Below are 24,997 nucleotides of genomic sequence, written 5' to 3'. Positions count from 1 at the left end.
CAGACCGGCACTAAGGGGTGACGATGGAATGGCCTTTCAGAACCAACTGGCCAGCAAACAGCTGGGCATGCTCGATCCGGATGGCCGGATCCATTGGAAGCAGGATGAAGGGTTCATCGTCTGTCTCAGGCCGGAAGCACAAGGTGCCTTGCTCAGCGTTAAGGCGGAAGCGACGGCGAGCCGGGTCTTGATGTGCAGCGACAACTGCATGCAACTCGATCAGATTCTCTTCAATGCTTAAGGCGCCCAAGGGGCTTAGACCCATCAGCTGCTCAGCCATCCAGTCACCGAGCCAGCGCCAGGGCTCGGCAAGCAAAGCGCTATTGAGCTGACGGCCGTTGAAGCTGACTTCACCCTCCACCTGAAATGGCTGCTGCAACGCCAGCATCTGGCCTGGAGTCAGCAGCTTCATGTCCACCGCAATCGGACCGCTGCACAACGCCACGCTCTGCAGAGGCAGCCCCTGAAAACAAACGTCCCGCGCATTAAGCGACACGCCGTCCAGACGTCCCCGCAGCAGAGACCAACTGGAACCGTTCAGATGCAGTTCGAGGCTTCCGAGGCGGTCGCAGCGGCTGCGAATCCAAAGACGCAGAGCCCCGGCGAGCACAGTGAGAAGGGGATCAGCCACAGGCCAAAAGCGAATAACAACGCTCAGCCACCCTGTGGGGCTGATCGATGTGCGGGAGGTGCCCGCAACAGGGGAACGTTTCTACAGGCCGATCCAGCAACGCCTGAAGCGCCTGTTTTTGCGGGGCGCGCAGAATGCGATCATCCGCACCCCAGATCACATGCAGTGACTGGGATGGCAGGGGTTCTCCACATCCTGCGAAACCACCACTGCGGGCAAATGCCGCCAAGGCTTCAGCCCAGCCGGGGCATTGCAGGTGCAAAGAGGCAATTTGTTCTTCCGGAGCTCCCACATCAGCATCGGGATCGGCGAAGGCCTGGCGACACAGCCCCCGCCGCACGCCGGGGCGACCCAGAAACCAGGCACCAAAACGATCCAGCAGGGGCGGCACAGGCATGGGACGCCCCGTCAAACCTGCTGGAGCGAGCAGCACAAGAGGACCCACCCGCTCGGGGTGACGCCGGGCCAACTCCACGGCCACGGAGCCACCCATCGAGGCACCGATCACCCCAACAGGAGCCTCAGCGGGAAGCCGCTCAAGCAGGGCATCGAGATGACGCAAAACAGCGTCCGGCCCGTAGGTCAGGCCCAAGGGACGAGGTGAAAAGCCAAAACCGAACAGGTCGGGGATGAACAGCTGAAAGCGATCGGCCAGGAGGGGAGCCAGGCGCCGGTATTCCAGAAAACTGCTGTCGAAACCATGCAGCAGTAGCAAAGGAGAGCCTTGGCCGAGCACCGCCACCGGGAAGGGATCATCCAGACCCAGGCCAGGCAAATTCCACCACTGCACATCAGCGGCCAGGGTCTCGGCCTGCGGGTCAAGCAGAGCCGGCCGCAATTGATCCAGAAGCGTCTTCAAAGGCTGATGGGGCTGAGTTCAGCGGCACCCACAAGGGCCTCCAGCAAAGCACCGGGCGTCACGGCGAAGGGCAAATGATGCAGATCGGAACCCTCGCGACAGGCGAAGCGACACACCTCCTGCAATTCACTGAGGCTGGCCTGCGCCAGACCCAGATCATCAAGGCTGACAGGCAGAGCGAGCTGCCGCAGCAGCGGCAGCAATTGGCGGTGCGCCTGCCCGGCGAGCCGGTTGCCGCCCAGACGTTCCTCCAATCGAAGCTGCACAAGGATTCCGAAACCCACCTTCTCGCCATGGAGAACGTGGTGACAGGCCTCCAGCTGGGTGAGGCCGTTGTGAACAGCATGGGCCGCGACGGTACGGCAACGGGCACCACCAAGTCCTCCCATCACTCCGGCAGTCAGCGCGCAGGCTTCGGCGGTGCGCACCCACGCCGCGCTGTCTGGATCCTCCAGCGCCGTGAGGCTGTCGATCAGCAGTTGATCGCGGAGAACCCGTGCCATCTGCACGGCCTGCTGCACCAGACCATCGCTGCTGTCGCCACTGCTCACGGAGGCTTCGTACCACTTGGCCAGGGCATCAGCGACACCACTGGCCAGAGTGCGAGGCGGAGCTTGGCGCACCAAGCCGTGATCAAAGACGAGAAGGTCAGGGCAGCGATCCAGCGCCACATCCCCTTCGAAGACACCTTGAGGGGAATAGATGTTGGCCAGAGCCGTCCAACCCGCGCAAGTAGAGGCGCTCAGCGGAACGGTGATGCATGGAAGAGAAAGACGATGGGCCAGCAGCTTGCCGGCATCCAGAACCTTTCCGCCCCCGGCTGCCAGAACGGCATCACAGCCGTCGGCTTCAGAAGACACTCTCTGGAGGTCCTGCTCACAGCAGTCGAACTGAAGCTGAGCTTGAAGAGGCTTGAGTCCCTGGGCCTGCAAATCGGAGACGAAGCGCTGACGCTGCCTCGCGGTTGAGACACTGCGTCCGAGCACCAGCGGACGCGAACACAGCGTTTTGATCTGAGGCAGGGCCTCATCCCATGCTCCATCCCCCCGCAACACGCTTGCGGGGGCAATGGAGTGGGACGAGATGGATCGAACCATCAGAGGCTTGCACCTGCCAGTTGCGGTGCCGCTTCCACCTGACCTTTGTGACGCACAACCACCTTCTTGTTCTCGTCGACATCAACCTCGGCATGGTCGCCGTCCTTGATCCGACCGGACAGCACCTCTTCTGCGAGGGAGTCTTCGAGAAGACGCATGACGGCACGACGCAGGGGACGTGCGCCATAGGCAGGGTTGTATCCCTCCTCTACAAGGCGTTCCTTGAACGCGTCGGACACGGTGAGGGTGATGCCCTTCTCGCCCATGCGACCAAAGACTTCCTTAAGCATGATCTCGGCGATCTGCTTGACCTCCTCGCGGTTGAGCTGACGGAAGACGATGATCTCGTCGAGACGGTTGAGGAATTCAGGACGGAAGTACTGCTTGAGCTCCTCATTCACCAAGGAGCGAATCCGGGTGTACTGAGAATCTTCAGCGCTTTCACCGGAGAACTCGAAGCCAAGGCCGCCACCCCCCTTCTCGATGACCTTCGAACCGATGTTCGACGTCATGATGATCAGGGTGTTCTTGAAGTCAACTGTGCGGCCCTTGGAGTCGGTGAGACGACCATCTTCCAGGAGTTGCAGCAGCAGGTTGAACACATCGGGGTGCGCTTTTTCGATTTCATCGAAGAGCACCACGGTGTAAGGGCGGCGACGCACCGCCTCAGTGAGCTGTCCGCCTTCGTTGAAGCCCACGTAGCCAGGAGGCGAGCCGATCAGTTTGCTGACCGTGTGGCGCTCCATGAATTCCGACATGTCGAGGCGGATCATGGCCTCTTCGCTGCCGAAGAAATAGGTAGCCAGAGCTTTGGTGAGCTCGGTTTTACCGACACCTGTGGGGCCAGAGAAGATGAAACTTGCAATCGGTCGGTTGGGGTTCTTCAAACCAACCCGGGCCCGGCGGATGGCCTTGGACACCGCTTTCACCGCTTCGTCCTGACCGATTAGGCGTTTGTGGAGGGTTTCCTCCATGTTGAGCAGCTTGACCGACTCGCTCTCAGTGAGCTTCTGCACCGGGACACCGGTCCAGGAGGCAACGATCTGAGCGATGTCCTCCTCATTCACCATGGGGGAACTGTCTGGAGCAACCGACTCGACAGCCTTGGTTTCACCGGCCTCTGAAGAAGTGTCGGCCTTGACCTCGTCCTTGTTGGCTTGCAGCAGGGAACGAATCTGCTCGCGCAGCTCCACTTCCTTCTCACGCAACTCACCCGCTTTGGTGAAGTCCTGATCGCGGACAGCATCCTCTTTGTCCTTCTGGACGGAACGCAGTTCCTTATCAACCTCCTTTGCAGCAGGAGGCAACTTCGAATTGAGCAGGCGGACCCTGGAGCCAGCTTCATCGATCAGGTCGATGGCCTTGTCGGGCAGGAACCGATCAGAGATGTAGCGATCGCCAAGGGTTGCCGCCGCGACAAGCGCTTCATCGGTGATTTTGAGGCGGTGATGCTGCTCGTAACGCTCTCGAAGACCGCGAAGGATTTCGATGGTGTCATCGATGGACGGCTCGCCGACATTGACCGGCTGAAAACGCCGTTCCAACGCAGCATCCCGTTCGATGTGCTTGCGGTACTCGTCGAGGGTGGTGGCGCCAATGCACTGCAACTCACCACGAGCAAGTGCTGGCTTGAGAATGTTTGCAGCGTCGATGGCACCTTCAGCAGCACCGGCACCGATCAAGGTGTGAACTTCGTCGATCACGAGGATGACGTTTCCGGCCGACTTGATCTCCTCCATGATCTTTTTGAGACGCTCCTCAAACTCACCCCGGTACTTGGTACCAGCAACCAGCAAGCCGATATCAAGGGTCAGGACGCGCTTGTCTTCGAGGATGTCGGGAATATCTCCCTGCTGAATGCGCTGGGCCAGACCTTCAGCGATGGCCGTCTTACCGACGCCGGGCTCACCGATCAGAACTGGATTGTTCTTGGTGCGACGCCCAAGGATTTGGATGACGCGATCGATTTCGTTGTGACGGCCCACAACTGGATCAAGTTTCGCCTCTGTCGCGAGCTGCGTGAGGTTGTTACCGAACTCATCGAGGGTGGGAGTCTTGGTGGAGCCCTTTCCACCACCGCCGCCACCGGCAGACACTTCGGCCGTTTCACCCAGCATGCGAATCACTTGGGTTCGCACCTTGGCCAGGTCGACACCGAGGTTTTCCAGAACCCGGGCCGCTACACCTTCGCCCTCTCGTATGAGACCGAGCAACAAGTGCTCAGTACCGATGTAGTTGTGTCCAAGCTGACGAGCCTCTTCAAGAGAGAGCTCCAGAACACGCTTGGCGCGGGGAGTGAATGGAATCTCAACGGCAACGAAACCGGACCCACGCCCGATGATTTTCTCCACTTCCACCCGGGCATCCTTGAGGTTGACGCCCATGGACTTGAGGACCTTGGCAGCTACACCCGTTCCTTCGCCAATGAGACCGAGGAGTATCTGTTCGGTTCCAACAAAGTTGTGACCAAGCCTGCGAGCCTCTTCTTGGGCCAGCATGATCACTTTGATGGCCTTCTCGGTGAAACGTTCGAACATCGCTGGGCCAATGCAGTGATGTCACCAAGCTATCAGGGTTGAGGGACCGCCGCGAGTGTTCGGTTTGTACGGTCACTTTCCAGTCTGAGACTGGCCTTGAGCGCACAAAAAATAACAATGAATCCCACAAGATTCACTGCTTATTTTTGTTTCCCAGGGACGGGAAACCGAACAACATCAATCCGACGTTGGAGATGTCGGTGGTGGGATGCGACACCACTGAATGAGGGCATCGCGACCATCGGAGTAGTACCCGGAACGGGTGCCTGCGGTGCGGAAACCGTTCCGGGCGTAAAGCGCCAGAGCGGCAACGTTGTCGCTGGCCACCTCGAGCGTGGCGTGCACCGCACCAACCCGACGTGCCCGTTGCAACAGTGCTTGTAAAAGGAGACCTCCATAGCCGCTGCGGCGACTGGCCGGATCCACAGCCACTGCCGTGATGTGGAGTTCATCGGCCACCAACCAGCCGCAGGCAACTCCTAACAATGTTTTGGAGCCAACAAGGGAGTCAACAAGACCGATGCAGAGGCGCCTGGGGTCGTCCAGCTCACGCCGCCATTGGTCAGCCGTCCACAGACCGTCGAGAGCAGTCTGATCCAGAACCAGACAGGCGTGCTGCCATGAGGGATCAAGACGCAGGATCTGCGGGGTCGATCCACCCACCGCAGGGTCGATTCCTAGATTGCCCTTCGACGCCGACACTCCGTGACCCAAACCATCACTAGTCAACGGCCCTTCGAGGCGAACCGGGATGCGGAGAGCCCCAATCGCAACCTGGCACCGCTCACCACCGAACTCGACGCCACAGACCGACTGGTGGTCGGAGGTTGTCGTCTCAGTGATCTGGCAGCGCGCTACGGCACACCTTTATATGTGCTGGATGAGGCGACCGTTCGCGCCACCTGCCGGGCCTACCGCGAGGCTCTGGCCAAGCACTACGCAGGTTCATCTCTTCCGATCTACGCCTCAAAAGCCAATAGCTCCCTGGTGATGAGCAGCCTTGCGGCCTCTGAGGGCTTGGGCCTGGATGCCGTTTCCGCCGGGGAACTGCTGACGGCGCTGCGGGGAGGGATGCCAGGGGAGCGCATGGTGCTCCACGGCAACAACAAATCCGACGAGGAGCTGCTGCTCGCCTACGCCAACAAGGTCACGATCGTTGTGGACAACCAACACGATCTGGACCGCCTGGCCGAACTGGTGCCCGCTGGATCAGAACCAGCGCGCCTGATGCTGCGCTTCACCCCCGGCATTGAGTGCCATACGCACGAATACATCCGCACAGGTCACCTAGACAGCAAGTTCGGCTTCGATCCCGATCAGGTGGAGCCCGTGCTGCGCAAACTTGTGGGACAACCCTGGGCCCAACTCACCGGCCTGCACGCCCACATCGGATCTCAGATCTTTGAACTCGAACCCCACCGTGATCTAGCCGCGGTGATGGCCGACAAACTGAAGCTCGCCCGCGACCTGGGCCATCCCGTTAACGACCTCAACGTTGGTGGCGGACTTGGGATCCGCTATGTGGAATCCGATGATCCGCCGAGCATTGAGCAATGGATCCAGGTGGTGGCCGAAGCCGTCACAGCGGCATGCCGTGAGCGTGGCCTCGAGCTGCCACGGTTGATATGCGAGCCGGGCCGTTCGCTGGTGGCGACCGCCGGTGTGACCTTGTACACCGTGGGCTCCCGCAAAACGATCCCCAATGTCCGCACCTACGTGGCCATCGACGGTGGAATGAGCGACAACCCCCGCCCGATCACCTACCAATCGCTTTACACCTGTTACCTGGCTGACCGCCCTCTGGCCCAGGCTGACGAAAGCGTGAATCTGGTGGGCAAGCACTGTGAATCCGGCGATGTGCTGCTGAAGGACCTTCCCCTGCCCAGCACCGAGAGCGGAGACATCGTCGCCGTGTTCGCGACCGGTGCCTACAACGCCTCGATGAGCTCGAACTACAACCGGATCCCGAGGCCAGCAGCCGTCTTGGTGCACGACGGATCCGCGGAGCTGGTGCAAAAGCGAGAGCAGCCGGATGACCTGCTGCGCTACGACGTTTTGCCAGAACGATTCAACGCGTTACGTTGACGTCAGCGGTTCGTAGATCGGAGTGAACGTGTTGGCGGTGGTGGATCCGCGCCTGGTGCTCGACGTTCTCTTTGCATCTTCCATCGGCTTTCTTCTGTTCTCGCGCGTCAACGAGCAGCGCACCCTCTGGTTGCTGCGGGGCTGGTTGTTCCTGGTGGCCATGGCGTGGTTTGTCCAGCGCTTCGCCAACCTGCCTCTCACCACAAAACTGGTGGACGGGTTGGTGATGGCCTGCTCGCTATCGCTGGCCATTCTTTGGCAAGGGGAGCTGCGGCGCTTGATGGAGCTGCTGGGAACTGGTCGACTGGCGGTGTTGCTGGGGAATCCCCAGAAGGAGTTCCGGGCATCCGCCGGCACCGTGACCCAGATCACCGATGCCGCTGGCCGGCTGTCTCAGCTGCGTCGTGGGGCCTTGATCGTTGTTGACCTAGGGAGCGACCTCAGGCCCGAGGATTTTCTCAATCCCGGTGTTGCTATCGGCGCAGTGCTGAGTCGCGAGTTGATGCTGAATCTGTTTGCTGCCGACACACCACTCCACGATGGTGCCGTTCTGGTGCGTGGTAATCGGATCGAATCGGCCGGGGTCATTCTTCCGCTCTCGCGGCACAGCGTGAGTCGTTTCGGCACTCGGCATCTGGCGGCGCTTGGCATTACCGAACGCTTTGATCGCTGCATCTGCATCGTGGTGTCTGAGGAAACAGGAACGCTGTCCTTGGCCAACCAGGGCAAGCTGGAACGCCCAATCACGAGCTCTCGCCTTAAGGAACTGCTGCAGGAGCTGTTCAGCACCGCCGAATCGATGCCGCCGGCACGACGTACGGTGGGAAGCTCTCAGTCCGAATCGCTGTCTTGAGCCGCCCTCCGGCCACCAGCACTGACACGGCCGATCGTTCGCTTCTCCCTGCGGACCTCGACCCAGGCCGGCTCCCGCAGCACGTGGCCTTGATCATGGATGGCAACGGACGTTGGGCGAAATCGCGCGGGTTACCCCGGGTGATGGGGCACCGTGCCGGCGTGGAGGCACTGAAAACCAGCCTGCGGCTCTGCAGCGACTGGGGCATCCCAGCCTTGACCGCCTACGCCTTCTCCACGGAGAACTGGTCGCGTCCGGGGGAGGAAGTGAATTTCCTGATGACCCTGTTCGAACGGGTGTTGCAGGCCGAACTCCAGGCACTGGAATCCGAACAGGTGCGGATTCGCTTTCTCGGAGATCTGGAAGCCTTGCCCCAGAAACTGCAGCAGTTGATCGCTGACGCCACGACCCGTACAGCCTCCAACAACGGCATTCATTTCAACGTGTGCACGAATTACGGCGGGCGACGGGAACTGGTGCTGGCAGCCCAGCGCCTCGCCCGACGCGCTGCAGCGGGGGAGCTCGATCCGGACAGCATCGATGAGAACAGCATCGCCGCTGAATTGTTCACCGCTGGCGAGCAGGATCCCGATCTGTTGATCCGCACCAGCGGGGAACACCGCATCAGCAATTTTCTGCTCTGGCAGCTGGCCTACGCCGAAATCCACGTCACCGACGTGCTCTGGCCCGACTTCAATGCCGATGCGTTGAAAGAGGCCCTACTCGATTTCCAACGCCGCAACCGCCGCTTCGGCGGACTCGATCCGATCAGCCCATGACGCTCAGCATCCGCCACAACTGGACCACCGCGGAGATCCAGACCCTGCTGGAACTCCCCTTGATGGAGCTGCTTTGGCAGGCGCAAACCATTCATCGTGAGGCCAATCCTGGCTATCGGGTGCAGCTGGCCTCGCTGCTGAGTGTGAAAACAGGGGGCTGCGAAGAGGATTGCGCTTACTGCTCTCAGTCGATCCATAACAGCAGTGATGTGGCGGCCTTTGAGGCCCAAATGCAGGTGGAACCGGTGCTGCAGCGCGCCCGAGCTGCCAAGGAGGCCGGTGCCGATCGCTTCTGCATGGGCTGGGCCTGGCGGGAAATCCGCGACGGTGCACCCTTCGAAGCCATGCTTGAGATGGTGCGCGGAGTGCGCGGCATGGGGATGGAGGCCTGCGTGACCGCGGGGATGCTTACCGATCAACAGGCGGAACGATTAGCCGCAGCCGGGCTCACGGCCTACAACCACAACCTCGACACCAGCCCCGAGCACTACGACCAAATCATCTCCACACGCACGTATCAAGAGCGGCTGGAAACACTCCAACGCGTCCGCAACGCCGGTGTAACCCTCTGCTGTGGCGGCATCATCGGCATGGGAGAAACCCTGCGGGACCGAGCCTCGATGCTGCAGGTGCTCGCCAGCATGAACCCTCATCCCGAAAGCGTGCCGGTGAACGGATTGGTGGCCGTTGAAGGCACCCCTTTGGAAGAGCAAGCCCCCTTTGAACCCTTAGAGCTGGTGCGGATGGTGGCGACCGCCAGGATCCTGATGCCCCACGCCCGGGTGCGGTTGAGTGCCGGCCGTGAATCGATGAGCCGGGAAGCCCAGATTCTCTGCCTCCAGGCAGGTGCCGACTCAATCTTCTACGGCGATGTTCTGCTCACCACTGGAAACCCGGATGTGGAGGCCGATCGCCAGCTGCTCGCCGATGCCGGAGTAACCGCCAATTGGCAGGAGGAAGCGGCTGCTCCTGCCAATTGTGCTCCGCGCTAAACAGCACGCCCCCCACTCCGAACCCCCCGACAACATCTGCGGGACGCTTGCAGAACAAACCTCCGCAATCGTCAGGTCAAACTCCAGTAAGTGTTCGTTAGCCAGACAGATTTTTGAAAACCTTGTGGATGAAAAGCCATACCAATGGAATCGTCCGTCCTTTCAATGGAAAGGACGGACGATGTCATCAATTGATCGAGATCAATCTTCCACAAAAACGTTTTCTAAAGGAGCGTTGCATGCTCCACGGAGTGCGCCTTTTGTTTAGGCATCATAAATTTTGCACCCGGGTGCAGTTGGTGATGCATCGCAACGCTCTTCCCAGTACAGGTCGTGTTGCGACTGGATTGCTTGTCGAGGCTCTGAATCCTGTTTGGATTGCGATTTATCGACCAAACCGAGGGGGATGCAGATATCGAAGAAACCGGAGCAGATCGTGATCATCGCTATCCTTGCTACTAATTTCTGTCTACTCCTCTAGGCGATAAAAACAATAGGTACTTAACCCGAGAAGAGGAAGCGAAAGGATCACCTCACAAACATGAGGCGACCCTTTTGGCCACGGTTACATCAATCCAGGATGATCAAGACCAGAGATACACGAGCCACACGGCTCAACAACCATGCCCTCGCTTGTCGCGAAAACCTGTATAAGGTTGTCATCCGATTGAAGGAGGAATCGCTTTCTTCTCCTCCCAGTCCCAAGCACCCATTGCATGGGCAAACGCATCACCAAACCAAAAAGGGAAATCTTTCAAAGTCACCTCCGTTGAAGACGAGAAATCTGTAAAACAGATGTCTGATGGTTGACCATAGGCACTAATAATTCACCAACTTCAAACAACAAAAATCTGACCCGACAGCCACCAGCCGCCAAATCGGGTAAGAAGGTGCATCATCAAAAGACAATGCAGTTCAAACGTTTTGGCTTGACCGCCGGCATCTTGCTTCTGGCCAGCAGCGTGCAAGCTGCACCTCAGCCAAAGATTCAGGAGTTGTTCAGGGCGAGTCGAACACCAGGCGAACGGATCGTGGCCTATCCGCAGGGCAGGCCGGAGCTGAGGGTGGTACGGGTCAGGCTCCCCGTTGGAGCAACGATTCCACTCCACACCCATCCCTCACCAGTGGTCGTTGTGGTGACGAAGGGCGCGATGACCAACGTGCGCCTTGTCGACGGCAAAAAAGTTGTAAGCGTGGTCCGGCCTGGCAATGGCTTCCTGGAGGGCCACCCGGATGAACCTCACTACGTGACCAACAAGGGGCCAGAACCAGCAGAAGCGATGGTGACCTTTGCCAGCGTTGAAGGCCTCCCCAACATGATCCCCATGAAGTGAGCCATCAACCCAATTCACAACGAGCCTTGACCCATCTGCTTCAGCATTAATTTGGCATCCTGCTCCGTCAGCGGTGACACCATCCGCAGCACCTTGCGATGGATCTCCTGGGGTGCGGTGACATGGCCCTGCATCGATCCCCAAGACCTTTCCCAGAGTTCAGCCAATTGATTTTTATGTTGCATTGAAGGATGAAAATTCATGCGTCGTCTGTATGAATGATCCGAAGCGCATTGATATAGATGCCAATGCAGATTGCTACCAATACAAAAACCATTCATCGATTTCGTCTAGAGGTGTTCTAAGGGGAGAGAGGTAAAACCACCTCCCTCAACTGAGCGATTACCGGGTCCACTTGGCTCCACCGACTGGGGGATAGAGCGCATCCCCCAGGAAGTCGTGTAACAATCTCTCTACTGGCACACAGCCTGGGCTGGAGCAGGGTTAAACCAGAGGTAGCCCTTCAACGAGGAGCCATGATTGACCCCATCGTCCTTCCATCACTATTTGGCCTCTTTGTTCTGTCCGTCATTCTTGATGCCGTAAAAGACGACCGCGAGCGTCACCACCATCGCCGTTATTGAGTGCTGGGCTAACGCTGCTTCCCCTTCACGAAGCCAGGGGCATTTGATCTGGACGACAGCTCCTTGATCAGGGTTGCTGTGATGATGAGCGCTACAAAGACAAGTTCCATCGCCAAAGCCAATCAGTACCTGTTGTGAAACACAGTTCCGATGGCTGTGGCTGTGAAGACAACAGCGATTAAAGCGAGTGCCATAGACGGAAGCGGAGCACCTTTCCGTGATGGCATTGAAGTCACTCAAGCGGCCGTATCGAAAAGCACCATCACAGTGGAATCGGCAGAAGTAACTAGGAACGAACCTGACTCGCCAGGGTCAAAATCAAATACGCCGTCACCAAAGCCAGGAGTGCAACCACGATTCGTCTCTGACCCAGAACACCGTTCAAACCAAAGGATCGTCCGGGTGAAGCAGACCGGTTGAGCCTCTTGCTACCAAGCCTGACCTAAACACTGCAAGAAAGACTCATTGTTGGTGGCATCCATGTTGAGCTACACCGGATAGGTCAGAGGCTCAGCCATGAAGATCGACAGCGCAAACGCTCAACCCATGGGAAGCCTCATTTTTGAAAAGGGGCACAAGCCCTTTCATGCCCTGGCCTGTCCACTGCGGCCTGCCTCTGTGCGCATCAGCAGGAAAGCCTGAAGGGGACCCAGCGTCCTGATGCAGGCTGGAGGGACGTTGAACCTGGAGCACCGTGGACCCGATCCGCCAAGAGCCTGTGCTGGGGAAAGACAGCCGACTCCTGGTGGCTGCTTTTTATGCGTTCACACCCCTGAATGACAAGCGTCGCGAGACGTTGCTGACCAGCTTGCCAAGCCTGGCTCGCGAAGGCGATGTGCTCGGCTCGGTGCTGGTGGCCCTGGAAGGGGTGAACGGCACGATCAGCGGGCCAGAACCTGGCGTGAATGCCGTGCTGGACCACTTGCGCGCGTCTCTAGATCTCGGCAACGACCACTACGCGCGGCTCGAAGTGAAACGCAGCTGGGCCGACAAGCCGGTGTTCCGCCGCTTCAAGGCCCGGCGCAAAAAAGAGATCGTGACCATCGGCGTGAGCAGCGTGGACCCCCACGCCAGCGTCGGCACCTACGTGGAACCTGAACACTGGAATGCGCTGGTGGATGATCCCGACACGCTGGTGATCGACACCCGCAACAGCTACGAAACAGCCATCGGCACGTTTGACGGCGCCATCGAACCCGGCACCGAAAGCTTTCGCGATTTCCCGCAATGGGCGGAGACAACACTGAGGCCGCTGATGGAGGACAACGGCAACAAGCGCATCGCCATGTTCTGCACCGGAGGCATCCGCTGCGAAAAGGCCAGCAGCTACCTGCAGCAACAGGGCTTCGGGGAGGTGCACCACCTGCGCGGCGGCATCCTCAAATACCTGGAGCAAGTGCCGGAAGCCAAGAGCCGCTGGCAGGGGGAGTGCTTCGTGTTCGATCAGCGGGTGGCCCTGAACCACCGCCTTGAGCCCGGTGAATACAGCCTCTGCCATGCCTGCGGCCTGCCGGTTTCAGCCGAACAACGCGCACTGCCGAGCTACATCAAAGGCGTGCAATGTGTGCATTGCGTGGATCGCTACACCGACGCCGACCGGGAACGGTTTGCGATGCGGCAACGGCAAATTGATCAGATGCAGGCTTGAGGGATTCAGACCGCATCGGACAATCCTTGCAAGGACGACTCCGATGCCGTGCTGCCGATCCTCTACAGCTTCCGCCGCTGCCCCTACGCCATGCGCGCCCGCTGGGCCCTGCTGGAGGCCGGTCTTCTGGTGCAGTGGCGCGAAATCGCGCTGAAGGCCAAACCGGCTGAGATGTTGGCGGCTTCTCCCAAGGGCACCGTTCCGGTGCTGGTGTTGCCAAACGGTGAGGTCATCGAAGAAAGCCGTGCGGTGATGGACTGGGCCCTGAATCAGGCGGACCCACGGGAGCTGCTGTGGTCCAGCGACACGTCAGCGCTGATCGAGCAGAACGACGGACCGTTCAAGCACCACCTGGACCGGTTCAAATACACCGATCGCTATCCCGGCACCAACAAGGAAGAGCAGCGGAACGCCGGCCTCAAGATTCTGAAAAGCTGGAACCAGAGGATTGCCGAGCAGGGCTGGCTGCTTGGCGAGCGCATCTCACTGGCGGATGCAGCCATCTGGCCGTTCGTGCGGCAGTGGCGCATCGCCGATCCTGAGGGTTTCGACAACAACAACGCCCTGGAGGCGTTACGCCACTGGCTCCAGCGTTTCCTGGAGGATCCCCGCTTCGAGCGGCTGATGCAGCGGGCCGATCCCTGGACTGCCGGTGGGCAGCAGCACCACTTTCCCGCCGATGCCGTGGCGGTGCCCCTGGATCAACCCCTGTTTCATCTGGCCCTCAAGGACGACTGGCAAGCCGCGCAAACCAACGGCAGCTATCGCATCTCCACGCGAAGTATGGGACTCGATCAAGTGGGCTTCATCCACTGCTCCTGGCAGGAGCAGGTGAACGCCACATTTGAACGTTTTTATGCCGATGCCGGCGACGTGCTGCTGCTGGAGATTGATGCCGCTGCCGTCGATGCTCCCCTGCGCGCCGATGCGATTCCCAGCGGCGAACTGTTCCCCCACCTCTACGGTCCGTTGCGACTGGAGGCGGTGCGCTCGGTCGTCACCATGCCCGCATCAGCATGACCTCAGGACCATGACCACGGCCATCCCACTGTCGATGCTTGAACAACTGGAAGCCGAGGCCCGCGAACGGGGCCTGCTGCTGCGATTGCAGGTGGGCCGTCCCCTGGGACTGTGGAGCCTGCGGCTGGTGGTGGCCCAGCAAGCCCCCAGCGGCAGCCTGCTGCTGCTGGGGGAAATGAAGGGGTGGGCTTACCCCGCCGCCACGGGCCTTCAACTCGACACGATGCGGGTGATGCCAACGGCGCCTCCAGGGGTTGGTGATCTGATCTGGGCCGCCACCATGGCTTGGGCCCAGGAGGCCACGCCTTGTGCAAAAGCCCGGTTGCTGGCCATCCGTGACGACGAGCGTCAGCACCGACGGCTGGTCCGCTACTTCAACCAACGCGGTTTTGCCACGATGCGCGAGGTGGAAGCGGCGCTTTGGGATCTTCCCCTCCGGCTGGTCTGGGGCGGAGCCGGGGCCCTGATGAGCGGAGAGATCTCCACCGTTCTGGCACGCAGTCTGCGGGGATGGCGTCAGTCAGCAGCGTGATAGCTGCTGCGCACTAGGGGGCCGCTGCGCACCTGGGCAAAGCCCAGTTCACGGGCCACCGCCGCAAGCTCATCAAACTCCTCTGGCGTCCAGTAGCGGGCCACCGGAATGTGCTGCAGCGAAGGACGCAGATACTGCCCCAGGGTGAGCCGCTGGCAATCCACAGCGCGGAGATCGTTGAGGGTGGCAATCACCTCATCACGGGTCTCTCCCAAGCCGAGCATCAGGCCGCTCTTGGTGGGGATCTCAGGCGCCAGTTCACGGGCGGACGCCAAGAGCCCGAGCGACCGCATGTAGGTAGCCCCCCGGCGCACCTCGCCCTGGAGACGCTGCACCGTCTCCAGGTTGTGGTTGAAGCACACCGGTTGGGCTGATAACACCGTGGCCAGCCGATCACGCTGGGCCGTCACCGCCAGTGCCTGATCAGCTACGCCCCCCCAGAAATCGGGGGTGAGCACTTCAAGAGCGATGAGCGGATTTCGGGCCCGGATCGCCGCCATGGTGTTGGTGAACAGGCTGGCGCCGTGATCGATGAGATCGTCGCGAGCCACGGCCGTGAGCACCACATAGCGGAGCTGCATCGCTTCCACCGCATCAGCCACCCGTTCGGCTTCTGCAACATCCACCGGCATCGGTGCCTGCCCCTTGTCCACCTGGCAGAAAGCACAGCTGCGCGTACAGATCGAACCGCCCAGCAAAAAGGTTGCCGTCCCTGCGGCGTAGCACTCACCACGGTTGGGGCAGCGCCCTTCCTCACAGATGGTGTGCAGGCGGTTTTGCTTCACCAGCCCCTGCACCCGCTCCAATTCCGAGGCGTTACCAATCGGCCGACGCAGCCATTCGGGCAATCGCTCCGCAGGGGGAATGGCGCTGAACTTGCTCATACCGGCGGACGGCCTGTGTTGATTCTGCTCAAGAAACAACGAATCAGGGCACTGACATCAATCAATCAACCGGCCGGCGCCCCTCCAAGGCTCGGCTGAGGGTGACCTCATCGGCGTATTCGAGTTCACTCCCCATCGGCAGGCCGTAGGCGATCCGGCTCACCGGACAGAAAGGCTTCAACAACCGTGCCAGATACAAGCTGGTGGTATCCCCCTCAACACTTGGGGTAAGGGCCAGGATCACCTCGGTGATCTCCTCCTTGCTGATCCGCTGCACCAATGAAGTCACATGGAGAAGCTCCGGACCAATGCCATCCATCGGCGAGATCAATCCACCGAGCACGTGATAGCGCCCTTGAAATTCGCGGGTGCGCTCCAACGCCAGAAGATCCCGGGAATCGGCCACCACGCAGATCACCCCATTGCGGCGCTCCGGGTTACGGCAGATCTCACACTCCGGCTCCGCGGAGAGGTGAAAGCAGGTCTGGCACTGGCCCACCTGGGTGCGGGCCGCTAAGAGGGCATCCGCGAACTGGTGGATCTGCTCCTCGGGCTGATTCAGAAGATGCAACGCAAGCCGCTGAGCCGTGCGCGGGCCGATGCCGGGCAGACGCTCGAACTGATCAATCAGTCGGGCCAACGGTTTGGTGAAGCCGCTCAGTGGTCTGCCGCCAATGCGAGGAATGTAGGAGTTGCGGAGATCATCTGCCGGAACAACTGTCACGGCCCTCAAGCCGCAGCGGCAGAATGGAGCGTGGATTAATTGCCCCGTTGATGCAGCTCCTTCAGTCTCTGAGTCGCGTGATCGTTTGCAGCGTCCTGGCACTGGTGCTGGGGGCTTGCGCCGCGGGACCAACAGCCGGGCTGCAGTCGTACCAGAGCCCGGATGGCCGTTTCGCCTTCCTCTATCCCACCGGTTGGACCGAGGTTCAGGTGAGCAACGGACCGCGGGTGGTGTTTCACGACTTGATCCACAGCGATGAAACCGTGAGCCTGATGATCAACAAGGTGAGCGAAAACAACGAGCTGAGTGAACTTGGCAGCGCCGTTGCAGTGGGAGAGCGGCTGCGCCGTGAGGTGATCGCCACCGCCGGCAGCGGCCGCACCGCTGAGCTGGTGGAAGCGCAGGAGCGCGAGGTGAATGGCCACACCTTCTACGACCTGGAATATGCCGTGCACCTAGAAGATCGCGACCGGCACGAGCTGGCGACTGTGGTAGTAGACCGCGGCCGCCTTTACACCCTGGCTACCAGCGTCAACGAAGACCGCTGGAGCAAAGTTGGTGACCTCTGCGGCCGGGTGGTGCACTCACTAACTCTGCTGATCTGAGTGGTGTCAAACAATTTGGGACCAGGAGTCACGCAGGGAGAGAAATTTATCTGGCTCAAACAGAACAATTAGACCAAATAGAAAAGAACGCCAGTATTGGTACAGATCGGACGGGATTTTGGTCACCCCTCGGATGAGTGATGTCAAACAGATTATTTCGACACAGGATGAAAGAGCACTTAGGCGTTAGCCCCTGTGGGACAACAATCCAAGTTGGCAGAAGCAAACCCCATGCTTTGGGGGGGGAACCCACCAGGTTGGGGCACGCTTCAGTGAAGACCTGGATGTCGACAACAACATCTCGGGTGACGACGACAACGACTCGATCGATGCTGGCCAAGGCGACGACACGGTTGACGCAGGAGCCGGGAACGACACCCTCGACGGTGGTGAGGGGGACGACGTCATTGATGCAGGTGAAGGCAACGACGACGTTGAAGGCGGCAACGGGGACGACAGCATCGAGGCTGGTGCTGGCTCAGACAGCCTGGAGGGAGGTGACGGGGACGACACCCTGGATGGGGGCAGCGGTGATGACCTGCTGATTGGTGGCGTTGGAAGCGACATCTATGAGTTGTCGCGCGGTGATGACACGATCCGCGGATTCAGACCAGACGACAAAATTGTCTTGTCTGATGATCTCAAGAACGCGGGCCTAACCGAACAGGACATCACCATCACAACAGATGGGAATGGGATCGGTTATTTAAGCTTCAGCATCGATGGCCAAAAATACACAACAACTGTCATCGGTATCAGTGAACAATCAGATCTAGAAGTCGAGGAAGAATCTGATTATGACCTCGTAGTGAACGGAAGTGATAGCGATGACGTCTCACATGGCAACAACTATGCATATCCATCAGGTCACGAAGATAAATTTTCTGAGGGGACAGAGACCTGGACCACAGGCGATACAAGCGATCCAGAAAAATTCGAGCCCGAAAACAAAGATCAGGCAGAAAAAATTGATGGAAAAGGTGGAAATGACTATATTTTCGCCAACAAAGGCAACGACTACATCGAGGGCGGTGCCGGCAATGACACCCTCTATGGGAACAGCGGAAGTGATGAAGTTCTAGGCGGCCCAGGCAATGACAAAGTTAACGGAAACAATGACGACGACACCATCAGAGGAGGACTAGGTGACGACACATTGAACGGCGGCGATGGCAATGACAGACTTGTTTCTGATCAAGACAACGATCAACTTTATGGGAATGATGGCGACGATACTCTCTTGGGTGGCGACGGCAATGACATCCTGAATGGCGGAGATGGCGATGACGAAATGTTCGGAGACAACACGTCTGGCGAAGAAGGCAACGACATATTTAAAGCCAGCCCAGGAAATGACACAATTAAAGACTTTTACTATGGCAAAGATAGCCTCAAAGAAAGCACTGATTACGCGTGGGATACAGGGAGCATTACAACGAACAGTGCGACCAATTCAGCAATCATCAATGTCTTAAGCAAGACATCCGGAGAAGTCGAAGGAACAACAACAGTAATCTTCAAAGATGAAGATAATTATAATACTTTTCTAGAGATACTAAACAATAGCAGATTCCCACCAATCGGTGCCAGCGATCCAGACACCAAGTTAATCCATCAAAGCGATGGCAAAGACTTTGAAGCGATAGGAGGGAAGGAAGATAATATCATTACCGTTGAAGAGATAAACGAATTTGCCAATTATTATTACGACGACTCGGAACGATATACCACAAAAGTCAAATCAAAACCAGAAACAGCAACCACAGAAGATTCATATTCGATTGATGGCAAACAGGGGAATGACACTATTACAGGCGGCGACAAAAATGACTATTTACATGGAAATGTTGGAGATGACAAACTCGATGGCGGTCTTGGCAATGACAGGCTCCTTGGCGGTTCTGACAATGACACAATTGAAGGAGGAAAGGGGAACGACAGTCTTTTTGGGTGGAGCGGGAAAGACAGCCTTGAAGGCGGAAATGGAAACGATTATCTGAAGGCTGAAGATGGAGCTGACACCCTTGATGGTGGCGAGGGAAATGACACCCTCGATGGTGGCGAGGGCAACGACACCCTCAATGGTGGCGTGGGCAACGACTCACTCATTGGTGGCGATGGATCAGATCGACTAAGGGGACTTGGAGGGGACGATACTCTCAAAGGAGGAGCTGGAAAAGATGCTTTTTTTGCAAGCACAGACGAGGATTTAATCGAGGACTTTAAATTTGGCGAAGATAGCCTGAAGGACTCTACATATTTCATCTGGGATCGAGACAACGCCAGATTTGATGATGAAGAAAAGCAAGTCTCCATTGACGTGCGTAAAAAGGATGAAAACGTAAAGGCTGGTACAACGATCATTAAAGTCGAAAACTACGACGAACTGATCGCATACATCGAAGAAAGAAACCAAATCGTCTTCCCCCCCAGCGGAGCAAGTGATCCCGATACCAAACTAACCTTCAAGGGGAAAATAAATGATTCAAATAAATTTGAAATTACTGGAGGAGACCTAGGTAATTCAATTGATCTCGACAGCATCAATGATTTTACAGAGTATTATCTCGATGACGACGAAAAGTACATCAATGAATCAAGCATTGATAAACCGTTCTTGATCAATCAAACCGATGTTTTGACGATCAAAGGAGGAGGCGGGAGAGACAGCATCCAAGGCGGAGATGCAAACGATGACATTCATGGCGGGCAACAGAATGACACGATTGAAGGGGGCGAAGGAAATGACACATTGAGAGGCGGAAACCATAACGACTCTCTGATTGGTGGAGAGGGAGACGACTTGTTAAGGGGAGAAAATGCGGCAGACACGCTTGATGGCGGACTTGGCGATGATATTTTGTATGGAGCAGGAAACAATAAATCAGGAGATAACAACAAATGGGCTGATGTTTTCATAGCAAGCCCTGGCAATGACGAGATCAAGGATTTTGTCTTCGGAGTACATGAATTGAGAGATAGTGATTCTTACTTCTGGGAGCTTAAAAATACGATATTCAACGACGACGAGAAAACCGCAACCATTCCCGTTTTAGATGAAAGCGGATATGAAGTTGGTCAAACAATCATTCTCGTGGAGAATTACGAAGAATTAATCAAAGCCAAAGAAGAAGACAGCAAAAATGCAGGATTTCCACCACTTGGTGCCAACGATGAAAATACAAAGGTAATCTACAAAGGTAGCGATGACGGCGTCGACCAATTCGAAGCACTTGGAGGAAGCGAAGACAACACAATCAATCTTGAAAGCATCAACGAATTTGCAGAATATTACATCCTTGATGATGCTCGATACGAAGATCAGTCATCACTTAGGAATGGAAAGCCCACAACAATCAATGATGATGATCACCTGATCATGGATGGAGGCAGGGGCAACGACAGCCTTACCGGCGACAACGGAAATGACACCATCGAAGGCGGAGATGATGACGACATTCTGATTGGTGGCGACGGGAATGATTCCCTGAAAGGGGGTGAAGGCAAAGACAGAATTGACGGCGGATATGGAGACGACACAATGAAAGGTGGAACTGGTGGAGATATCTTCTATGCCAGCCAAGGCATCGATTTAATCGAGGATTTTACATTCACAATCGATAAGCTTAAGAACTCAGTTGGCATCACATGGGACGTAGAAAATGCCACCTATGATGATGAGAATGAATCAGTCATCATTAAAACCATAGGGAGTCCAGATGAAGATACAGGAACAACAACAATCAAGGTTGCAAATTACGCGGAATTAATAGCAGCCAAAGAAGAAGAAAATGCTCTCCCTGGCCTCCCGATCGATGGCGGCAACAACAGCTCTAGCGGTGACAATGGCTCCAGTAAAGACGATTCAGATGGTGACCTGATCGATGCTCCAGGGTCTAACAATAATGGGAACGGCGATGACAATTCCGCAATTGAAGACAACGATGCAGAGGATGGGACCATTGAAGGCCAGCCGATTAATCCACCCAACAATTCAGAAGATCCAACCAACCAACTTCGGGAAGTTTTCGTTGATTTATCACCAAGCAAATCGTCATTCGATAAAATCAAACATCACTCAAAACGCATATTTGGAGCAGACAAAAACGATAAACTTCATGGAAAAGATAAGAACGATTTCCTAAATGGAAGAAGCGGGAATGATTATTTATATGGCCAAAAAGGCAATGACACAATCATAGGAGAAAAAGGTGATGACCTTTTACAAGGTGGATTCGGAAACGACTCTCTCAAGGGAGGACTTGGAGATGACGTGCTTTACGGCGGCGAGGGCAATGACAAGCTCACCGGCAATGGAGGCAAAGACATCTTTGTTCTCTCCGCTGGACGTGACATCATCACCGATTTCAACATCCAAAAAGACGCGATAGGTCTTGTTTATGCACTGGATTTAACCTTCACACAAAATGGCGATGACCTTCAGATCAGTGGAAATGATGGTGTCAACACCTTGCTGCGCAATGTGGACAAGGATGACTTCCTCGCCAATTTCCCAGACAACCTCTTTGACGCAGCTGCAGTCGAAGTCTCATTGATCTGACTCACAGCATCCCTCTCAACTGACTGGGGGTGACGCCACCAAAAGCCTCCTGCTTCTGCAGGAGGCTTTTTTTTAAGTTGCAATGAACAAAGCAGCCGTCAGAACAAGAAGCGGAAGCGCTGGCTGCTGGCCTCACTCGCATCCGCACCACTGCTCGCCTTGGCCGGCCACTCCGTATCCAGGTAGCTGATGCCATCGGCATTAAAAGGCACTGCATTCAATCTGGAGGCATTGAGATCAGTGGTGCCCATCGCGGTGATTAAGCCACCCAATTCCATCGGCCCGAGGTCCGTCTCCAAGGCCTGACCTGCAGCGGTAATCAAGGCCGGCAGGCGAATCAAATTCTGCGGTTGTTTCATCTGCTCGAATAGGCCTTTGAGGGCCAACTGCTGCCGTTCCAGCCGGCCGAAATCGCCACGGCCGTCGTTACGCCAGCGCAGAAAACCCTCAAGATCCTTCCCCTTCAACAGCTGAGGCCCCGGCTGCAGGTCGATCACCAGGTTCTGACTGCGGTCGACGTAATACAGCCGTTTGGGCACATCAACCTCGATCCCACCCACCAGATTGGCCAGGGTTTCGATCGCATCCAGGCGCACCACGATGTGATGACGGATCGGTCGATTCATCAGTCGAGACAACTCCCGCTCCACCGCCTCCACACCGCCGTAGGCCATGAGGGCATTGAGCTTCATGCCCCCGAAGCCCTCGGCATCGATGTAGCTGTCGCGAGGAATTTGGGTGATCGTTGTGGTGGTGCCATTCACCCGCACCGTGAAGATCACATCGGTGTTGCTACCGGTGCGATCACGGCCCAGCACCACCACCTCCCTGGCCCCGAAGCCAGTCCAGCCGGCGAATGGGTTGGCCAGCGGCGCGGGCTGAGCTGCCGCCAAGGGTTGGTCTGCCGTGCTGGATGGTTCTGTATTGATCAATCGGCTCAGCGGCACCGACAGCATCAAGCCACCGCTGAGACCCACCACCACAGCACAAACAACCGGCCACCTGGTGGCCTCAGAAGACGGCTTAGCAGAGGGATCTTGTGGCATGGAATACACGCTATTCCGCATCTTGGCGTGCTCATCCCTTCTCCGGTAGAGGGGCGAAGGCCTCGCCCTTAAACCAGGGGATCACTGATCACCATCGAGGCGCAGGGAAGCTGGCGGATCAATTTGCTGGTGCGATCACTGCCGGGAATCGGCAGACCGGCCACCCGCCTGCGCTGGGTGCGCAGGATCACCAGGTCGTGTTCGCGGCTGAGGCGATGAATGGCCCCATCGATTCCGGGTCCCCGCACAATCACGATGTGGAACCGCTCCGCCGGAATCCCCAGCGGTCGCCAGCGGATCAGCTGCTGCTCCATCCACTGACGGTCCTGCCCGCTGAAGCGTGGGTCGTGCACATGCAGCAGGGTGATCCGGATGCGCTGTTCCTCCGGGGCTGAATTGATCACCCGCAGCGCCAGTTCAAATTGCTCGCGAGCGCTAGCGGAAAGGTCTTTGATCGGGACAAGGATCCGGCCCAGGGCGCTGTCGGTCTCGCGGCCAAAGTTCACCACCACCACCGGACAGTGCGCTGTGCGGCAGACCCCATCAACAATGTCGCCCATCAGCCAGGCCCGGAGCTGATCCGTACGAGCAGCACCGATCAACAACAAGTCAGCGGCCTGTTCAAGCGCCGTGCGGCTCATGCCACCAGCGATATCCTCATCCAGCCGCAGCAGACTGCGGGTGGGAACGGCCAACTGAGCGCCGATGGTCTCAGCCGTGCTGAGCCGCCCGCGCGCCGCTGCAACCGCCCGGTTCAAGCCGCCGCGCATCTCCTCAAGGCTGGGATTCACCATCGCCAGGGGAAGCAGCAGACCTTCAGCCCCAGACGACCCCTGCACCAGGCGAGCCGCCATGCTCAACAGCCCCTTCTCGGTGCTGGGATTGGCCACGGGCACAACAATTCGCAGGGGGCGCTGGACAACCTCGTTGACGCCATCGAGAACCGCAGCCTCCTCACCGAAGCTGACCGGCACCACATCGGGACTGGGATCCTTGAGCCGGGTCACCGACTGCTCGGTCAGGATCGGCCCCAGGGTGGCCGTTACGACCATTACCGCCAGCACGCTGTTCAGCACGGTCTGATTGAGCAGACCCGCCTGATAGCCGATGAAGGCGGTGGCCAGCGTCGCCGCCACCTTGGGCATCGTGAGCGACCACATCATCAAAATCTGGGCTCGGCGGTAGCCAAACAGCCGTCCGCTGAGCCACGACGCCAGCCCCTTGCCGCCAATCGCGCCCACCAGCATCAGTGCGGTGAACTGAAAATTGCTCAGGCTCTGCCCCAGGCTGCCCAGATCCAACAGCAATCCCAGATCAATGAAGAAGATCGGGATGAACAGCACCCCACCCACGAAGATCACCTGTTCCTTCACCCGGCCTTCGGGCAAAACGGAATTCACCGCCAGGCCGGCCAAGAAGGCGCCGACAATCTTCTCAACGCCAGCCAGCTCGGCCCCCAGTGAAGCCAGGAACAAGGCCACTAAAACGGCGAGCACCATCCTGTTTTCATCGCTGATGCCGCGCAGCACCAGGCGGCGGCCCAGCCAGCGGATGCCCAGCACCACAACCAAGGCAAAGATGCCGATTTTGAGCAGCAACAGGCTGAGGCCCATGCCGCTGAGGCTTCCCTGACCCAGACCAAGACCCACCGCCAACAGCAGCAGGGCCACGATGTCGGTGAAGATTGTGCTGCCCACACTCACCACCACCGACTCATCCTTCTGGGCGCCGTAGCTGCGCACGATCGGATAGCCAAGCGGGGTGTGGGTGGCCATCAAGGCACCGAGCAACAGGCACGACACCGAAGCAAAACCAGCCAAGAGACCGATCGACACGCCCGTTCCCACACCGATCAACAGGATCAGCAGGCCATAAATGAAAGATCGGCGTTTGACCCGGTTGAACTCCTCCAGGTCAATTTCCAGACCCATCGTGAACAGCAAATACACCGCCCCGAGATCTGAAAGCAGCCGAACCGTTTCGCTGGTGCTGTCGACCCAGTTCAAAGCGTGGGGCCCCACGACCACGCCGGCCGCCAGCAATCCCACCAGATCAGGCAGACCGAGCCGCCGGATCAACGGCGGCACCGCCGCACTGATGGCCACCAACAGCGAAAACACCCCGAGGGGGTGATGCATGACATGGCTGATCGAGGCCTGCATGGCCATGGCTGCACCGCCGGCTTGCGGACCCAGCATGGTCACCGCGCCGGCCGCCAACAACGCT

General features: G+C 57.8%; 20 protein-coding genes and 1 pseudogene. 11 read left to right on the top strand and 10 right to left on the bottom strand.

The window, feature by feature from the left end; all coding sequences use genetic code 11:
- Positions 1 to 10: 10 nt before the first annotated feature.
- The 5 genes from NCN06_RS00960 to NCN06_RS00940 all read right to left on the bottom strand — a co-directional run bounded on the left by NCN06_RS00960 (position 11) and on the right by NCN06_RS00940 (position 5,826).
- Entirely contained in the window at positions 11 to 631 is a 621-nt protein-coding gene (locus NCN06_RS00960) for an LmeA family phospholipid-binding protein (protein WP_226398071.1), read from the bottom strand.
- Positions 624 to 1,490 carry an alpha/beta fold hydrolase gene (locus NCN06_RS00955; protein ID WP_115025100.1) on the bottom strand — a complete coding sequence of 289 codons (867 nt, stop codon included), beginning with the start codon at positions 1,488 to 1,490 and terminating at the stop codon, positions 624 to 626. The genes NCN06_RS00960 and NCN06_RS00955 overlap by 8 nt, the downstream gene beginning before the upstream one ends.
- The gene (locus NCN06_RS00950; RefSeq protein ID WP_226398073.1) at positions 1,487 to 2,587 is read right to left on the bottom strand and encodes an iron-containing alcohol dehydrogenase family protein; all 1,101 of its coding nucleotides are present in this window, start codon (positions 2,585 to 2,587) and stop codon (positions 1,487 to 1,489) included. Before NCN06_RS00950 ends, NCN06_RS00955 begins: the two co-directional genes overlap by 4 nt.
- Positions 2,587 to 5,124, bottom strand: a complete 2,538-nt coding sequence (locus NCN06_RS00945) for an ATP-dependent Clp protease ATP-binding subunit (RefSeq protein ID WP_226398074.1) — start codon at positions 5,122 to 5,124, stop codon at positions 2,587 to 2,589. Before NCN06_RS00945 ends, NCN06_RS00950 begins: the two co-directional genes overlap by 1 nt.
- A gap of 177 nt (positions 5,125 to 5,301) precedes the next feature.
- Positions 5,302 to 5,826: a GNAT family N-acetyltransferase gene (locus NCN06_RS00940; RefSeq protein ID WP_226398075.1), complete on the bottom strand. Its 525-nt coding sequence runs from the start codon at positions 5,824 to 5,826 to the stop codon at positions 5,302 to 5,304.
- A 3-nt stretch (positions 5,827 to 5,829) separates the two neighbouring features.
- Between NCN06_RS00940 and lysA the strand changes: the two genes are divergently transcribed.
- From lysA to NCN06_RS00915, 5 genes are all read left to right on the top strand, one after another.
- The gene (lysA, locus tag NCN06_RS00935) at positions 5,830 to 7,209 is read left to right on the top strand and encodes a diaminopimelate decarboxylase (protein WP_226398076.1); all 1,380 of its coding nucleotides are present in this window, start codon (positions 5,830 to 5,832) and stop codon (positions 7,207 to 7,209) included.
- Between the two features lie 22 nt (positions 7,210 to 7,231).
- Positions 7,232 to 8,062, top strand: a complete 831-nt coding sequence (gene cdaA / locus NCN06_RS00930; RefSeq protein ID WP_226398077.1) for a diadenylate cyclase CdaA — start codon at positions 7,232 to 7,234, stop codon at positions 8,060 to 8,062.
- Positions 8,059 to 8,841: an undecaprenyl pyrophosphate synthase gene (uppS, locus tag NCN06_RS00925; protein ID WP_226398078.1), complete on the top strand. Its 783-nt coding sequence runs from the start codon at positions 8,059 to 8,061 to the stop codon at positions 8,839 to 8,841. Before cdaA ends, uppS begins: the two co-directional genes overlap by 4 nt.
- The gene (bioB, locus tag NCN06_RS00920) at positions 8,838 to 9,833 is read left to right on the top strand and encodes a biotin synthase BioB (RefSeq protein WP_226398079.1); all 996 of its coding nucleotides are present in this window, start codon (positions 8,838 to 8,840) and stop codon (positions 9,831 to 9,833) included. Before uppS ends, bioB begins: the two co-directional genes overlap by 4 nt.
- Before the next feature lie 908 nt (positions 9,834 to 10,741).
- Positions 10,742 to 11,167, top strand: coding sequence for a cupin domain-containing protein (locus NCN06_RS00915; RefSeq protein ID WP_226422452.1), 426 nt, complete (start codon positions 10,742 to 10,744; stop codon positions 11,165 to 11,167).
- Between the two features lie 14 nt (positions 11,168 to 11,181).
- Here NCN06_RS00915 and NCN06_RS00910 read toward each other — a convergent pair whose 3' ends face one another.
- Positions 11,182 to 11,334: a hypothetical protein gene (locus NCN06_RS00910; RefSeq protein ID WP_250398539.1), complete on the bottom strand. Its 153-nt coding sequence runs from the start codon at positions 11,332 to 11,334 to the stop codon at positions 11,182 to 11,184.
- A 1,111-nt stretch (positions 11,335 to 12,445) separates the two neighbouring features.
- On the opposite strand from NCN06_RS00910, the gene trhO reads away from it, so the two are divergent.
- The 3 genes from trhO to NCN06_RS00895 are packed head-to-tail and all read left to right on the top strand — an operon-like array spanning position 12,446 to position 14,951.
- Entirely contained in the window at positions 12,446 to 13,399 is a 954-nt protein-coding gene (trhO, locus tag NCN06_RS00905) for an oxygen-dependent tRNA uridine(34) hydroxylase TrhO (protein ID WP_226398081.1), read from the top strand.
- Between the two features lie 48 nt (positions 13,400 to 13,447).
- Complete coding sequence (locus NCN06_RS00900) at positions 13,448 to 14,419, top strand: DUF952 domain-containing protein (protein WP_226398082.1); 972 nt, start codon at positions 13,448 to 13,450, stop codon at positions 14,417 to 14,419.
- A gap of 34 nt (positions 14,420 to 14,453) precedes the next feature.
- Positions 14,454 to 14,951, top strand: coding sequence for a hypothetical protein (locus NCN06_RS00895; RefSeq protein WP_226398152.1), 498 nt, complete (start codon positions 14,454 to 14,456; stop codon positions 14,949 to 14,951).
- On the opposite strand, the gene lipA is transcribed toward NCN06_RS00895, so the two are convergent.
- Positions 14,936 to 15,835 carry a lipoyl synthase gene (gene lipA, locus NCN06_RS00890; RefSeq protein ID WP_226398083.1) on the bottom strand — a complete coding sequence of 300 codons (900 nt, stop codon included), beginning with the start codon at positions 15,833 to 15,835 and terminating at the stop codon, positions 14,936 to 14,938. The genes NCN06_RS00895 and lipA overlap by 16 nt on opposite strands.
- Before the next feature lie 61 nt (positions 15,836 to 15,896).
- The gene (gene recR, locus NCN06_RS00885) at positions 15,897 to 16,475 is read right to left on the bottom strand and encodes a recombination mediator RecR (protein ID WP_226398153.1); all 579 of its coding nucleotides are present in this window, start codon (positions 16,473 to 16,475) and stop codon (positions 15,897 to 15,899) included.
- Positions 16,476 to 16,609: 134 nt separating this feature from the next.
- On the opposite strand from recR, the gene psbP reads away from it, so the two are divergent.
- From psbP to NCN06_RS00870, 3 genes and pseudogenes are all read left to right on the top strand, one after another.
- A complete protein-coding gene (psbP, locus tag NCN06_RS00880) occupies positions 16,610 to 17,164 on the top strand; it encodes a photosystem II reaction center PsbP (RefSeq protein WP_250398538.1) in 555 nt (184 codons plus the stop codon).
- A gap of 193 nt (positions 17,165 to 17,357) precedes the next feature.
- Positions 17,358 to 17,714 (top strand): annotated as a pseudogene (locus tag NCN06_RS00875) (calcium-binding protein); the annotation flags it as partial.
- A gap of 78 nt (positions 17,715 to 17,792) precedes the next feature.
- Positions 17,793 to 21,725, top strand: a complete 3,933-nt coding sequence (locus tag NCN06_RS00870; RefSeq protein ID WP_250398536.1) for a calcium-binding protein — start codon at positions 17,793 to 17,795, stop codon at positions 21,723 to 21,725.
- Between the two features lie 98 nt (positions 21,726 to 21,823).
- On the opposite strand, the gene NCN06_RS00865 is transcribed toward NCN06_RS00870, so the two are convergent.
- Together NCN06_RS00865 and NCN06_RS00860 are read right to left on the bottom strand one after the other, a co-directional pair.
- Positions 21,824 to 22,771: an LCP family protein gene (locus NCN06_RS00865; protein WP_226398086.1), complete on the bottom strand. Its 948-nt coding sequence runs from the start codon at positions 22,769 to 22,771 to the stop codon at positions 21,824 to 21,826.
- Positions 22,772 to 22,839: 68 nt separating this feature from the next.
- Positions 22,840 to 24,939 carry a cation:proton antiporter domain-containing protein gene (locus NCN06_RS00860; RefSeq protein ID WP_226398155.1) on the bottom strand — a complete coding sequence of 700 codons (2,100 nt, stop codon included), beginning with the start codon at positions 24,937 to 24,939 and terminating at the stop codon, positions 22,840 to 22,842.
- Positions 24,940 to 24,997 lie beyond the last annotated feature (58 nt).

Origin of the sequence: Synechococcus sp. MU1648, from assembly GCF_023630615.1 — a bacterium.
Classification (GTDB): domain Bacteria; phylum Cyanobacteriota; class Cyanobacteriia; order PCC-6307; family Cyanobiaceae; genus Parasynechococcus.
Note: the sequence above shows the minus strand (reverse complement) of the source record. Positions and strands in the feature narration are given on the sequence as shown.